13 protein-coding genes and 1 tRNA gene are annotated in these 13,768 nt (G+C 63.3%); 2 read left to right on the forward strand and 12 right to left on the reverse strand.

Features of this window, described 5'->3' with window-relative positions:
- Nucleotides 1–28: 28 nt before the first annotated feature.
- From nuoF to ABWO90_RS04360, 10 genes are all read right to left on the reverse strand, one after another.
- The gene (gene nuoF / locus ABWO90_RS04315) at nt 29–1,321 is read right to left on the reverse strand and encodes an NADH-quinone oxidoreductase subunit NuoF (protein WP_353189973.1); all 1,293 of its coding nucleotides are present in this window, start codon (nt 1,319–1,321) and stop codon (nt 29–31) included.
- Nucleotides 1,318–1,818, reverse strand: a complete 501-nt coding sequence (gene nuoE / locus ABWO90_RS04320) for an NADH-quinone oxidoreductase subunit NuoE (protein ID WP_023596646.1) — start codon at nt 1,816–1,818, stop codon at nt 1,318–1,320. The genes nuoF and nuoE overlap by 4 nt, the downstream gene beginning before the upstream one ends.
- Nucleotides 1,819–1,988: 170 nt before the next feature.
- Nucleotides 1,989–3,242, reverse strand: coding sequence for an NADH-quinone oxidoreductase subunit D (locus ABWO90_RS04325; protein WP_353189974.1), 1,254 nt, complete (start codon nt 3,240–3,242; stop codon nt 1,989–1,991).
- A 9-nt stretch (nt 3,243–3,251) separates the two neighbouring features.
- Nucleotides 3,252–3,851, reverse strand: a complete 600-nt coding sequence (locus ABWO90_RS04330; RefSeq protein WP_353189975.1) for an NADH-quinone oxidoreductase subunit C — start codon at nt 3,849–3,851, stop codon at nt 3,252–3,254.
- A 12-nt stretch (nt 3,852–3,863) separates the two neighbouring features.
- Nucleotides 3,864–4,343 (reverse strand): NuoB/complex I 20 kDa subunit family protein, encoded by a 480-nt coding sequence (locus ABWO90_RS04335; RefSeq protein ID WP_010807413.1) that lies wholly within the window; start codon nt 4,341–4,343, stop codon nt 3,864–3,866.
- A 48-nt stretch (nt 4,344–4,391) separates the two neighbouring features.
- A complete protein-coding gene (locus ABWO90_RS04340; protein WP_010807414.1) occupies nt 4,392–4,751 on the reverse strand; it encodes an NADH-quinone oxidoreductase subunit A in 360 nt (119 codons plus the stop codon).
- A 130-nt stretch (nt 4,752–4,881) separates the two neighbouring features.
- A tRNA-Leu gene (locus ABWO90_RS04345) sits at nt 4,882–4,966 on the reverse strand.
- A 142-nt stretch (nt 4,967–5,108) separates the two neighbouring features.
- Entirely contained in the window at nt 5,109–5,477 is a 369-nt protein-coding gene (gene secG, locus ABWO90_RS04350; RefSeq protein WP_353190235.1) for a preprotein translocase subunit SecG, read from the reverse strand.
- 93 nt (nt 5,478–5,570) lie between these two features.
- Nucleotides 5,571–6,338 carry a triose-phosphate isomerase gene (gene tpiA / locus ABWO90_RS04355; RefSeq protein WP_353190236.1) on the reverse strand — a complete coding sequence of 256 codons (768 nt, stop codon included), beginning with the start codon at nt 6,336–6,338 and terminating at the stop codon, nt 5,571–5,573.
- Nucleotides 6,339–6,519: 181 nt separating this feature from the next.
- Nucleotides 6,520–7,524: an NAD(P)H-quinone oxidoreductase gene (locus ABWO90_RS04360; RefSeq protein WP_353189976.1), complete on the reverse strand. Its 1,005-nt coding sequence runs from the start codon at nt 7,522–7,524 to the stop codon at nt 6,520–6,522.
- 27 nt (nt 7,525–7,551) lie between these two features.
- On the opposite strand from ABWO90_RS04360, the gene ABWO90_RS04365 reads away from it, so the two are divergent.
- Nucleotides 7,552–7,812, forward strand: a complete 261-nt coding sequence (locus ABWO90_RS04365) for a hypothetical protein (protein ID WP_353189977.1) — start codon at nt 7,552–7,554, stop codon at nt 7,810–7,812.
- A 65-nt stretch (nt 7,813–7,877) separates the two neighbouring features.
- Here ABWO90_RS04365 and ABWO90_RS04370 read toward each other — a convergent pair whose 3' ends face one another.
- The gene (locus tag ABWO90_RS04370) at nt 7,878–8,249 is read right to left on the reverse strand and encodes a response regulator transcription factor (protein WP_353189978.1); all 372 of its coding nucleotides are present in this window, start codon (nt 8,247–8,249) and stop codon (nt 7,878–7,880) included.
- Nucleotides 8,250–8,751: 502 nt separating this feature from the next.
- Nucleotides 8,752–10,725 (reverse strand): sensor domain-containing diguanylate cyclase, encoded by a 1,974-nt coding sequence (locus ABWO90_RS04375; RefSeq protein WP_353189979.1) that lies wholly within the window; start codon nt 10,723–10,725, stop codon nt 8,752–8,754.
- A 323-nt stretch (nt 10,726–11,048) separates the two neighbouring features.
- Between ABWO90_RS04375 and mutS the strand changes: the two genes are divergently transcribed.
- Complete coding sequence (gene mutS, locus ABWO90_RS04380) at nt 11,049–13,766, forward strand: DNA mismatch repair protein MutS (RefSeq protein WP_502922540.1); 2,718 nt, start codon at nt 11,049–11,051, stop codon at nt 13,764–13,766.
- Nucleotides 13,767–13,768 lie beyond the last annotated feature (2 nt).

A 13,768-nucleotide genomic window follows, 5' to 3' on the forward strand; every position in this document is an offset into this window, starting at 1 on the left:
GCGGTTCAATGCCAAGCGTCAAAAGGGATTAGTGAGTGCCGACCAAGCAATGCTTGTGCTCGACGTGGTAGGCAAACTCGTCCCAGAAGTGTTTGAGCATGCCGCGCACCGGCATCGCCGCGGCGTCGCCCAGCGCGCAGATGGTACGGCCCATGATGTTCTCGGCCACCGAGTTGAGCAGGTCGAGGTCTTCCTTGCGGCCTTCGCCGTGCTCGATACGATTGACCACGCGCCACAGCCAGCCGGTACCTTCACGGCACGGCGTGCACTGGCCGCACGATTCTTCGTAGTAGAAGTACGACAGACGCAGCAGCGAGTTCACCATGCAGCGCGTTTCGTCCATGACGATCACGGCGCCCGAACCCAGCATCGAGCCCGCCTTGGCGATGCTGTCGTAGTCCATCGTGGTTTCCATCATCAGTCCGGCCGGCACGACCGGTGCCGACGAACCGCCGGGAATCACGGCCTTGAGCTTCTTGCCGCCGCGCATGCCGCCGGCGAGTTCCAGCAGCTCGGGGAACGGCGTGCCGAGCGGCACTTCATAGTTGCCCGGCAGTTCGACGTCGCCCGACACCGAGAAGATCTTGGTGCCGCCGTTGTTCGGCTTGCCCATTTCCAGATACTGCTGCGGGCCGGTGGCCAGCAGGAACGGAACGGCAGCGAACGTTTCGGTGTTGTTGATGGTCGTCGGCTTGCCGTACAGACCGAAGCTCGCCGGGAAAGGCGGCTTGAAACGCGGCTGACCCTTCTTGCCTTCGAGCGACTCGAGCAGTGCGGTTTCTTCGCCGCAGATGTACGCACCATAACCATGGTGCCCATGCAGCTGGAACGAGAAGTCCGTACCGAGAATGTTGTCACCCAGGTAACCGGCAGCGCGCGCTTCCTCGAGCGCCTCTTCGAAGCGTTCGTACACTTCGTAGATTTCGCCGTGGATGTAGTTGTAGCCGACGGTGATGCCCATTGCGTAACCGCCAATGGCCATCCCTTCGATCAACGCGTGCGGGTTGTAGCGAAGAATGTCGCGATCCTTGAACGTACCCGGTTCGCCTTCGTCCGAGTTGCAGACGAGGTACTTCTGACCCGGGAACGCGCGCGGCATGAAGCTCCACTTCAGACCGGTCGGGAAGCCTGCGCCCCCACGACCACGCAGGCCCGACGCCTTGACGTCGGCAATGACCTGCTCCGGCGTGATGCCTTCCTTCAGAATACGTGCGAGCTGCTGGTAACCACCGCGCTTGACGTAATCTTCGAGGTGCCAGTTATCGCCATTGAGGTCGGCGAGAATCAGCGGCTTGATGTGACGGTTGTGCAGCGACGTCATGCTTTCTCTCCGGCTGCGGCCTTGGCCTTGAGTTCGTCGAGGAGCGCGTCGACCTTTTCTTCGTTCATGAAGCCGCACATGCGATGGTTGTTCACCAGCATGACGGGGGCATCGCCGCAAGCGCCCATGCACTCACCTTCCTTGACCGTGAAGAGACCGTCGGGCGTGATGTCGTTGTAGTCGACACCCAGCTTCTCCTTCAGATAGTCGGCCATCTCCTTGCCACGCGTGAGCTGGCAAGGCAGGTTCGTGCACACGGTCAACTTGAACTTGCCCACCGGGCTCGTGTTGAACATGGTGTAGAAGGTTGCCACCTCTTGCACCGCGACTGCGGGCATTTCGAGGTAGTCCGCCACGAATTGCATGACTTCGGGCGACAACCAGCCTTTCTCGACCTGCGCTACGGCAAGAGCGTGCATCACCGCCGACTGCTTTTGGTCGGCAGGGTATTTGGCAACGGCACGGTCGATTTTCTTCAGGGCTTCGGGAGAAAGCATTTCCGATCCGACTGTTTTCTAAAACGTTATCCCCGCTCGTGCCAGCGCAGGCAAGTCGATGTCTCGACTGCCCGCAACCCACAGGCACGGCAACTGGAACGGCAATGGTATCGACCTGCGAAACCCTGCCGAATTAAAACCTGCGGGCGCCCGGGGCGCCCGCTGCGCGTTTAGCGATCAATCTCGCCGAACACGATGTCCTGGGTACCGATGATCGCTACCGCATCTGCAATCATGTGACCGTTCGCCATCTCATTGAGCGCTGAAAGGTGGGCAAAGCCCGGCGCACGAATCTTCAGGCGGTACGGCTTGTTGGCACCGTCCGACACCAGGTAGATGCCGAACTCGCCCTTCGGGTGCTCGATAGCGGCATACGTCTCGCCAGGGGGCACGTGGAAGCCTTCGGTGAAGAGCTTGAAGTGGTGAATCAGCTCTTCCATGTTCGACTTCATTTCCACGCGCGACGGCGGCGCCACCTTGTGGTTGTCGGTGATCACCGGACCCGGATTCGCGCGCAGCCACTTCACGCACTGGCGGATCAGGCTGGCCGACTGACGCATTTCCTCGACACGCACCAGATAGCGGTCGTAGCAGTCGCCTTCCTTACCCACCGGGATATCGAACTCGAGGCGGTCGTACACTTCGTACGGCTGCTTCTTGCGCAGATCCCAGGCAATGCCCGAACCGCGCAGCATCGCGCCCGAGAAACCGAGCTGCATGGCACGCTCGGGCGATACCACGCCAATGCCCACCAGACGCTGCTTCCAGATGCGGTTGTCGGTGAGCAGCGTTTCGTACTCGTCGACACACTTCGGGAAACGCGTGGCGAAATCTTCGATGAAGTCGAGCAGCGAACCTTCGCGTGCTTCGTTCATCTTCTTGATCGCGCGCTCGTTGTGCATCTTCGAGGCACGATATTTCGGCATCGTGTCCGGCAGATCGCGATACACGCCACCCGGACGGTAGTAAGCCGCGTGCATACGGGCACCCGAGACGGCTTCGTACACGTCGAACAGATCTTCGCGCTCACGGAAGGCGTACAGGAACACGGCCATCGCGCCCACGTCCAGCGCGTGCGAGCCGATCCACATCAGGTGATTCAGCACGCGCGTGATTTCGTCGAACATCACGCGGATGTATTGTGCGCGAATCGGCACGTCTACGCCGAGCAGCTTTTCGATCGCCATGACGTAAGCGTGCTCGTTGCACATCATCGACACATAATCGAGACGATCCATGTACGGCACGGACTGCAGGAACGTCTTCGATTCGGCGAGCTTTTCAGTCGCGCGGTGCAACAGGCCGATGTGCGGATCGGCGCGCTGGATCACTTCGCCGTCCAGCTCGAGCACCAGGCGCAGCACGCCGTGCGCTGCCGGGTGCTGCGGACCGAAGTTCAGGGTGTAATTCTTGATGTCTGCCACAAGGCCACCTTAATGTTTCAGACCGGCGTAATGCTCTTCGCGGATGATGCGCGGCGTAATTTCGCGCGGCTCGATCGTCACCGGCTGGTAGATCACTCGCTTCTGCTCCGGGTCGTAACGCATCTCGACGTAACCGGACGTCGGGAAGTCCTTGCGGAACGGGTGACCGATGAAGCCGTAGTCCGTCAGAATGCGGCGCAGATCCGGGTGACCTTCGAACACGATACCCACGAGATCGAACGCTTCGCGCTCGAACCAGTCGGCCGAGCTCCACACGTCGATGAGCGATGCCACGACCGGCAGATCGTCGTCCTGTGCGAACACACGCACGCGCAGGCGCCAGTTGTGGGTGAGCGAGAGCAGATGCGAGACGGCGGCGTAACGCGGACCGTCATAGGTGCCGTCGCCATAGGCCGAGTAATCCAGGCCGGCAACGTCCATGAGCTGCTCGAACTTGAGCTCGGGGTGATCGCGCAACGTCAGCGCGACTTCGTGATAGTCACTCGCCTTGACGGTCAGCGTGAGCTCGTCGAGGGCTTCCACCAACTGCTCGGCACGGGTGCCAAGCACGTTTTGCAGGGTGGTCTTGAGTTTTTCTAGTTTAGACATGGGCGGTAGCGGTTATTTACGCGCGATCGTCGCAGTCCGCTTGATCTTCGACTGCAACTGGATGATGCCGTAGACCAGCGCCTCAGCCGTCGGCGGACAGCCTGGCACGTAGACGTCGACCGGCACGATGCGATCGCAACCGCGCACCACCGAGTAGGAATAGTGATAGTAGCCGCCGCCGTTCGCGCACGACCCCATCGAGATCACCCAGCGCGGCTCGGCCATCTGGTCGTACACCTTGCGCAGCGCGGGCGCCATCTTGTTGCACAGCGTGCCGGCCACGATCATCACGTCCGACTGACGCGGGCTCGGGCGGAACACCACGCCAAACCGGTCCAGATCGTAACGCGCCGCGCCGGCGTGCATCATTTCAACGGCACAGCACGCCAGACCGAACGTCATCGGCCAAAGCGAACCCGTACGCGTCCAGTTGATGAGTTTGTCAGCCGTGGTGGTGACGAACCCTTCGCGCAAAACCCCTTCGATGCTCATATGCTTACCCTGAATCCTTCTGCAATGCTGCCAGTTACCTTGTCGGCCTTATTCCCAGTCGAGCGCACCGCGCTTCCACAGGAAAACGAAACCGACGAGCAGTTCAAGCAGGAAACCCATCATGGAGATAAAGCCCACCCAGCCGATATCGCGCAGGGCAACGCCCCACGGAAACAGGAATGCCGTTTCAAGATCGAACAGGATGAAAAGGATGGCGACGAGATAGTAGCGCACATCAAACTTCATGCGCGCGTCTTCGAATGCCTCGAAGCCGCACTCGTACGGAGAGAGTTTTTCGCTGTCGGGTTTATTGGGGCCGAGGAATTTACCAACCCCAATCAGTACCGCCCCAAGACCGCCACCTACCAGAAGAAACAGCAGGACGGGATAATAGGTTCCGAGGTTCAACTCTACCCTCTTTCGGTTAGTTCAAAGAACCGCTCTCGTCGATGGCGTGGGGACCAGAAAGCGGATGAACGGTGAGCACAAAATAAAATGCCAGCCAAAGCATAAACGCAAGGCTGGCATCGGAGAACTTTGGTGCCGACGGCGAGACTCGAACTCGCACAGCTTTCGCCACTACCCCCTCAAGATAGCGTGTCTACCAATTTCACCACGTCGGCATTCGAATTCTGCAATCCGCTGTCACTTACGAATCGCTTCAAGACCGCTATATTAGCGCCCTTCCGCATTTTGTTCAATGCACAAATCGGATTTTTTTCAACTTTCTTTACAGCTTATTACGTGTCACAAACGCGCCGGAAATTACTTCGGCACGTCTTGCGCATTCGCCGGAGACGCCGGCGCCGGAGCGCTTGCTGCCGCCGGCGCCGAAGCCGTCGAGGGCGACGTTGCCGCGGGCAAATTACCAAGGACACCGATATTTGCCGCCGGCTTGTACGAACCGAGATACGTCAAACCCAGCGTCGTCACGAAGAACACGGCCGCCAGCACTGCCGTGGTGCGCGAGAGGAAGTTTGCCGAACCCGATGCGCCGAAGAGGCTGCCCGACGAACCGCTACCGAAAGCAGCGCCCATGTCGGCACCCTTGCCATGCTGCAACAACACCAGACCGATGATGCCCAGCGCCGAAAGCACCTGCACCACGATCAACAACGTTTTCAACAACCCCATCTCATCACCCGTATAGAAGAATCCGATTCGCAGCGCATTTTTGATGCACTGCGTCATGACTATTTCCTGCCGTTACACAGAACGGCAGCGGCATCAGCGCGACAGACCCGCCTCGCAAATCGCCAGGAAATCGGCCGCTTTCAATGCCGCACCGCCGATCAGACCACCGTCGACGTCCGCCATCGAGAACAGCTCGGCCGCGTTGTCCGGCTTCACACTGCCGCCGTACAACACCGCCACATCCGTTACCGCCTCACCCTTCGCGCGCAACAGCGAACGAAGATGGGCATGCACTTCCTGCGCCTCGGCCGACGTCGCCGTCTTGCCGGTTCCGATCGCCCAGACCGGCTCGTAGGCCACGACAATCTGCGCCGCCTGTTCCACCGTCAGCGCGGCGAGCACGGCTTCGAGCTGACGCGTCACCACAGCCGTCGTCTGTCCGACTTCGCGCTCGGCCAGCGTCTCACCGACGCAGACGATCGGCGTCATGCCGGCGTCAAGCACACGAACCGTCTTGGCCGCCACGCCCGCATCCGTTTCTGCGTGATACGTACGACGCTCCGAGTGACCGACGATCACGAAACGCGCGCCGAACTCGGCGATCATCGGCGCCGCGACTTCGCCCGTGAACGCACCATTGACCTGCGCGGAGACATCCTGCGCACCAAAGCCCAGCACTTGCCCCGAGAGGCGCGCCTGGCACTGAGCGAGATAAGGGAACGGCACGCACACGGCCGCGGTCACGCCCGGCGCACTCAGCACCGGCGATGCCAGCAGGTCGCCCAACAGCGCCTCGTTGCCGGCCAGGCTGCCATGCAGTTTCCAATTGCCCACGACGAGCTTGCCAGCCTTGCGGCTGATGGTGCGAGCCGAAGCTGCGGTACCAGTTGTCACGCCTTATCCCCCAATGCGTATGGACGAAAAACCTCTCATTCTAGTGCGTCCGGGGCATGGGGGTCAATTTTGACGATTCTCGAACGCGGGATTCCGCACAGAATGGGCCTTCCGTGCGGATTCTCCCCGCCAATCGACGCTGGCGTGCTTACCAGGTCAGGACGATCTTGCCGACGTGCGTGCTCGTTTCCATCAATGCATGGGCTTTGTCCGCCTGCTCGGCCGGGAACGTCTGATAAATCACCGGGCGAATCTTGCCCGCAGCGAACAACGGCCAGACCTTCTCATGCAGATTGGCGGCAATCGCTGCCTTGAAGGCCACCGAGCGCGGGCGCAGCGTCGAGCCGGTTACCGTCAGGCGGCGGCGCAGCAGCGCCCCCATGTCCAGCGTTGCCTTGCTGCCGCCGAGCAGCGCAATGATCGCGATGCGGCCATCGAAGGCGAGCGCCTGCACTTCACGCGGCAAGTAGTCGCCGCCCACCATGTCGAGCACGACGTCCACACCGCGGTCCCGGGTCAGCTCCTTGGTCACCGCGACGAAATCCTCGGTCTTGTAGTTGATGCCACGCTCGGCGCCGAGCGCTTCGCATGCACGCGCCTTGTCGTCGGAACCCGCGGTCGCGAACACGCGATGGCCAAGCGCCACGCCAAGCTGGATCGCCGTCACGCCGATGCCGCTCGTGCCACCCTGCACCAACAGCGTTTCCTTCTCCCCGGCTTCCGTCAGTCCAAGTCGCGCGCGATCGAACACATTGCTCCATACCGTGAAGAACGTCTCGGGCAACGACGCCGCCTCGACATCCGACAATCCCTCCGGCACCGGCAGCACCTGCGCGAGCGGCGCGGTGCAGTACTCGGCGTAGCCACCGCCCTGGACCAGCGCACATACGCGCGAGCCGATCTTCAACCCCCAGCGATTGTCGGCGCCGTCGAGCGCGCCTTCGACGATCTCACCAGCCACTTCGAGCCCCGGCAGATCCGACGCGCCCGGCGGCACCGGATACTGACCGATGCGCTGAAGGACGTCCGGTCGGTTCACGCCCGAGGCGCTGACCTTGATGAGCACCTCGCCCGGTTTGAGTTCGGGGCGGGCTCGCTCGGTGAGCTTGAGCACTTCGGGTGCGCCATACTGGGTGATCTCGATCGCCTTCATCGTGTGTGTCCTCGTTATCTTGTCTGGATGTCACAACGCGAGCCCGTCGCGCACGGCACCGAAGTCGATCCGTGCGTACCATCGCTCGCGTCGTGCGCGAAAATGATGTCGAGCCAGCACCTTATCACCGACTGCAACATCGCGTCGGCCGTCGACGCGCGCCCGACGGGCATTCGAGAACATTCGGGAAAATTCGAGACGGGCACCTCGGACGATTCCGAGGCCGCAGGGGCGTTTGACTGGCGCGCCGCGAAGATCCGGACGATCTCGCGCAGCGCGCCGGGTTGACCCCGAATGGAGGCGAGCCTGACACGGCGCCGCAACCGGACATGCCGATCGCGCGCCCGGCAAGCTCAGGCGACGCCTTCGACCCCCTCGTCGACCAGACCATGCCGGATGGCATAGCCGATCAGGTCCGCACTGTCGTCGAGCGCGAGCTTGTGCAGGATATGTGACACGTGTGATGTGATCGCCCGCTCACTCGAATGCAATGCGTGCGCGACCTCGTTGACGGCCAGGCCGTCGACCAGCATATGAAACACTTCGCTTTCCCGCGCCGACAAGCTTTCATGTCTCGGCCTGCCTTCACGTGCATCGGTGCCAGGCCGCTCCCGCGGTCCCCGATGCGATGCTCGCGGTGGATTACGGCGCGCCCCCGGTTCGCGCCACCCTGCGTCGGAAGCCGTCCGCGTGGTTCCCCGGCTCCGTCCGCCTTCAAGTTTCATGCTGCCTCCCGTATGAAGTCTGCGTTACGTGTGCTGCGACTCAACGCGCGCCCTCGCTTGCGACGCGAGATGCATCACGCATGCGCCGCACACTGGCAGCGTACGGCACGACGCATTTCGCGACGCATGCGAGACGTCGCTCATTGTGCGCCCGGGAATTCACGCTCGTAACTTCGGGGAAGCTGATCGCAAGGCGGCGTCCGATTGGCTGCGCCTAATGGGCGGCGACAACACGCCACGCGCACACGAGAACATCGGACTGCCCCGGTGAGTGCCCGCTTACGCGACGTAGCTCCAAACGTGCTGGACGCCCCGAACGCCCTGAACACACCGAACACACCGAATGCACCGAACACACCGAATGCACCGAATGCACCGAATGCACCGAATGCACCGAATGCACCGGATGCACCGGATGCACCAGATGCACCGGATGCACCGGATGCACCGAGTGGCGCACCGTCGTGCCGAGTCGTGCCAGGTTATTGCGGGCTATGTCGCGTCATGCCGAGCGAGCGCTCGCGCCTTCTCCGAAAACGAAGAGACCACGCCCGCCATGCTTCGCGTCGTACAGCGCGCGGTCGGCAGCTTCGAACAGCATGTCCGGGGTCTTGTCTTCCCCGCTTGCGACCATCGCCACTCCCACGCAGGCCCCGACGGTAACCTCGCCGACGGAGAGCGTCATCGGCCGCGAAGCGGCATCGAGAATCGCCATTGCCTCGCGTTCGACTTCGATCAGATCCGGCACGTCGCGCATGATCACGGCGAACTCGTCGCCACCGAAGCGAGCGATCGCATCGCCCTCACGCACGCTTGCCATCAGCCGCTTTGCCAGACGCCGCAGCAATTCGTCGCCAAGCGCGTGACCCCAGGTATCGTTCACGACCTTGAAGCGATCCAGATCGACGAACAGCAACGCCTGCGCCCCGGCACCTTCGCGCGCCCGGCGCACCGCCGTCGCGAGCGCCTGATCGAAACCCTTGCGGTTGAGCAGTCCGGTCAGGTGATCGGTATGCGACTCACGCCGCCAGCGCCGCTCGTTCGAGCGCTCGACCGTGATGTCGCGCACGAAGAGGTGAACGCCCGCGAGCACATTCTGCGTCGCCCATTCCGGCTGATAGCTCACCTCGAAGCAGCGGTACGCATTGTCCTCGCCGAAGTCCCAGACAAACGTGGCCGCCTCTCCCGAGAACGCTCGCGCGAGATGCGGCGCGAACTCGCGATACAACGATGGCCCGAGCAACTCGCTCGCCGTGGCGCCAAGGATCTGGTGACGTGGGCGGCGCAAGCGCATTTCACACGCCCGGTTCACGAACGCGAACCGCTCGTCGCCGTCGAGATAGGCCACGAGATACGGCACGCGATCCGCAATTTCCTGCATACGACGCACGCTCGCCCGCGCCGCCTCGCGCGACGCTTCGAGCGCCTCGGTCCGGTCGCCGAGCTGCTCCATCATGTCGCGAAACGCGTTGGCCAATGCACCGATCTCGTCGGCGCGCTGCACCGGCAGCGACTGCACGGCGCGCATGTCGCCCGCACTTCGCTGGACGAGATCGCGCAATGTGTCGAGCGGACGCAGCATGCGACGCGCCACCCACCACATCACGAACGCCGTAACCGCGATGGCCGCAATCGCCAGCAGGATCACGCGGCGCCGCACGCGCGCGAGCGGATCGAACGCTTCGGCGCCGGGCAGCACTGCCGCCACCGTCCATCCCGTCGTCGTCATCGGCGCACGCGCCACGAGCGGATGCATGTGTACGAGATCGCCCGACGCCCCGTCGCGCACGCCGCACAGCGTCCGGTCCGGCCCGACGGGCGTGAGAATCTTGGTCACATCCGCCTGAATCACATATCGCGGCGGGTTGTCGTTGGAAATGAGGCAGTAGCGGCCCGTCTCGCCCACAGCATTGCTGGCGAGATCGACAATGAAGTTCTGGCGCAGCAGGTTGACCGCACCGCCGACCACGGCGATCAGCTTGCCCTGCTCGTTCTTGATCGGCACGGCGAGCACGATGCCGGGCGAGCTCGTGATCTTGCCCGCAATCACGCTCGACGCCGCTTGCGGCGCGCCGGCGAGCAACTGCCGGAAGTAGTCGCGGTCGGCAATGTTGATGGCAGTCGTTGAGAACGTGGAGTCGTAGAGCATGTGCCCGTCGAGGGCTGCCACGAAGATCGTGTTGAAGGTCTCCGGCGTCGACACCGACACCTTGCTGAACGCCTCGAACTGGGCGGGCGTCATGGTACGGGGGTCACCGATATTGTGCGCCATGCGATGCAGGGCAAGAAACTTTCCGCGCATCTTGTCGTCGAGCTGATCGGCGACGAGCTTGACCTGCGTGTCGAGCTGCGCCTGCAGCGAGTTTCGCAACTCCCCGTACACGAAAAACTCGATACCGACGGCAACGCCGACGATCAGAATCATGGAGACGAGCGCGGTTGTGGCGGCAACCCGTCCCTTCAACGACTTCACCATACTGGCCCGTACGAGAGTAGCTTGTGCTGCTTTTGGTTATTTTTGCGAGAGCTTACCACCCGAAACGGCACATTTCGGGGAAACTTGAGCAAAATTCGACGCCTTCGGGTACCCCTTCCGGCGACACCCGGAGGCGACATCGCCGGCTCAGAGATAACGGTGCACGCCGAACCCGTCGTAAAATTGCGCATCCAACGCGCCACGAGGGCGCGCCCCGGCCTGCCGGCGGGCGTCAAACCCGCTCGCCGCAAGACCTGCGAATGCCGCGCAAGCCGCGAGCATCGCACCGCCGAACGCCCTCGCGACCCGACTCGCCCGACCCGATGGAATTCATGACGAGCAATCAAGCCCAAGCGACCTCCGACGCCACCGAAACGATGAAGCCCACGCCCCCGATGACGCCGATGATGCAGCAGTACACGCGCATCAAGGCCGAGCATCCGAACATGCTGGTCTTCTATCGCATGGGCGACTTCTACGAGCTCTTCCACGACGACGCCGCCAAGGCGGCGCGCCTGCTCGACCTGACGCTGACCGCGCGCGGCCAGTCCGGCGGACAGCCGATCCGCATGGCGGGCGTGCCGCACCACGCCGTGGAGCAATACCTCGGCAAGCTGGTAAAGCTCGGCGAATCGGTCGCCATCTGTGAACAGATCGGCGATCCGGCCACGTCCAAGGGGCCGGTGGAGCGCAAGGTCGTGCGCATTGTCACGCCCGGCACGCTGACCGACGCCGCCCTGCTCAGCGACAAGGTCGACCAGTACCTGCTCGCCATCCAGATTCATCCCGCACGTCGCGCGAGCGAACGTGTGGCCGGCCTTGCCTGGCTGTCGCTCGCCAGTGGCGAGCTGCGCCTGATGGAAGTGGCCGCCGACAAGCTGCCACGCGAACTGGAACGCATTCGCCCGGCCGAGACACTGGTGCCGGACAGCGCCCTCGAAGCGTTCGAAGGTTTTTCACTGGGGACCACCACTCGCGTGCCCGACTGGCATTTCGACACGGCGGCCGGCACGCAACGCCTGCGCGATCAACTCGGCGTGGCAAGCCTGACGGCGTTCGGTTGCGATGGACTGAATCCCGCGCTCGGCGCCGCCGGCGCGCTGTTGCAGTACGCAGCCGCAACGCAGGGCCAATCGCTGCGCCATGTGCAAAGTCTGAACGTGGAACGGGAGGCTGCCTATATTGGTCTTGACGCCGCGACCCGGCGCAATCTCGAGCTGACCGAGACGCTGCGCGGCACGGAATCGCCGACGCTGCTCTCGCTGCTCGACACCTGCGGCACCACGATGGGCAGCCGCCTCATGCGCCATTGGCTGCACCACCCGATGCGCGATCAGCAGGTGCCGCAATCGCGTCAACTGGCCATTGCAACGCTGCTCGAAGGGCCGGCCGTATGGCGCGCACTCCACGGCGAGCTGCGCCATGTGGCCGACGTCGAGCGCATTACGGCACGCCTGGCGCTGCTCACGGCGCGTCCGCGCGACCTGTCGAGTCTGCGCGACGCCTTGCGTCGCCTGCCGGAACTGCACACCACCCTGCGCGCGGTCGAGGCGCGCTCGCCGCTGCTGGCCATGCTGCACGAAGACCTCGCGATTCCCGATGCCGCGCTCGCGCTGCTCACGAGCGCCATCGCCGAGGAACCGGGGGCCATGCTGCGCGACGGCGGCGTCATCGCCCGGGGGCACGATGCCGATCTCGACGAACTGCGCGACATCTCGGAGAACTGCGGGCAGTTCCTCGTCGATCTGGAAACGCGTGAGCGTGCGCGAACCGGCATCAACAATCTGCGCGTCGAATTCAACAAGGTGCACGGCTTCTATATCGAGGTCACACGCGGCCAGACCGACAAGGTGCCCGACGACTATCGCCGCCGCCAGACGCTCAAGAATGCCGAGCGCTACATCACCCCGGAACTGAAGACGTTCGAAGACAAGGCACTGTCCGCACAGGAGCGCTCGCTCGCTCGCGAGAAGATGCTGTACGACGCGCTGCTGCAAGCCCTGCTGCCGCACATCACCGAGTTCAAGCGCATTGCGCAGGCACTCGCGCAACTCGACGTGCTCGCTTCACTGTCCGAGCGCGCCGAGACCCTGGGGTGGGTGAAGCCGGAGCTGGTTGAAGACCGCGTGGTCGACATCCGTCAAGGACGTCACCCGGTGGTGGAGCAGCAGGTCGAGCGATTCATTGCCAACGACTGTTCGCTGGGCGACGCACGCCGGTTGTTGCTGATTACCGGCCCGAACATGGGCGGTAAGTCGACGTTCATGCGCCAGACGGCGCTCATCGCCCTGCTCGCCTACGTCGGCTGCTATGTGCCTGCCGAGGCCGTGCGACTGGGCCCGCTCGACGCGATCTTCACGCGCATCGGCGCATCGGACGATCTCGCGGGCGGACGCTCGACCTTCATGGTCGAGATGACCGAATCGGCGGCGATCCTGCACACGGCCACGGAACAAAGCCTCGTGCTGATGGACGAAATCGGGCGCGGCACGTCGACCTTCGACGGCCTCGCACTTGCCTGGGCGATCGCGCGCCATCTGCTCAGCCACAATCGTTGCTACACCCTGTTCGCCACGCACTACTTCGAACTGACGCAACTGCCCGACGAATTCCCGCAGTGCGCAAACGTTCACCTGTCGGCGGTGGAGCATGGAGAGGGCATCGTGTTCCTTCATGCCGTTCAGGACGGCCCCGCAAGCCAGAGCTACGGCCTGCAGGTCGCGCAACTCGCAGGCGTGCCGATGCCGGTCATTCGCGCCGCACGCAAGCATCTCGCGTTGCTTGAACAGCAGGCGCTCGATCCGGCCGCCCCGCAACTCGATCTGTTCGCGCCCCGCGCCCCGGTTGACGGCGTCGACGACGGTGACACCGACCTCACGGCCACGCGCGATGGCCTCGATATGGCCTTGGCGCCGGACCCCGCGGCCCAGGCCGCGCTGGCGCGCCTCGCGCAGATCGACCCGGACGACCTGCGGCCGCGCGAAGCCCTCGACCTGCTGTACGAACTGCGGGGCCTGATGGACGGCCGCGCGATCGGCTGACA

This window comes from Pandoraea pnomenusa (assembly GCF_040391475.1).
Classification (GTDB): domain Bacteria; phylum Pseudomonadota; class Gammaproteobacteria; order Burkholderiales; family Burkholderiaceae; genus Pandoraea; species Pandoraea pnomenusa_C.

Coding starts and splice junctions, on each gene's coding strand:
- ABWO90_RS04370 (WP_353189978.1), bottom strand. CDS start 8,249: ATGAAACTTGAAGGCGGACGGAGCCGGGGAACCACGCGGACGGCTTCC.
- nuoE (WP_023596646.1), bottom strand. CDS start 1,818: ATGCTTTCTCCCGAAGCCCTGAAGAAAATCGACCGTGCCGTTGCCAAA.
- secG (WP_353190235.1), bottom strand. CDS start 5,477: ATGGGGTTGTTGAAAACGTTGTTGATCGTGGTGCAGGTGCTTTCGGCG.
- ABWO90_RS04330 (WP_353189975.1), bottom strand. CDS start 3,851: ATGTCTAAACTAGAAAAACTCAAGACCACCCTGCAAAACGTGCTTGGC.
- ABWO90_RS04335 (WP_010807413.1), bottom strand. CDS start 4,343: ATGAGCATCGAAGGGGTTTTGCGCGAAGGGTTCGTCACCACCACGGCT.
- ABWO90_RS04360 (WP_353189976.1), bottom strand. CDS start 7,524: ATGAAGGCGATCGAGATCACCCAGTATGGCGCACCCGAAGTGCTCAAG.
- nuoF (WP_353189973.1), bottom strand. CDS start 1,321: ATGACGTCGCTGCACAACCGTCACATCAAGCCGCTGATTCTCGCCGAC.
- ABWO90_RS04365 (WP_353189977.1), top strand. CDS start 7,552: ATGTCACAACGCGAGCCCGTCGCGCACGGCACCGAAGTCGATCCGTGC.
- ABWO90_RS04375 (WP_353189979.1), bottom strand. CDS start 10,725: ATGGTGAAGTCGTTGAAGGGACGGGTTGCCGCCACAACCGCGCTCGTC.
- mutS (WP_502922540.1), top strand. CDS start 11,049: ATGGAATTCATGACGAGCAATCAAGCCCAAGCGACCTCCGACGCCACC.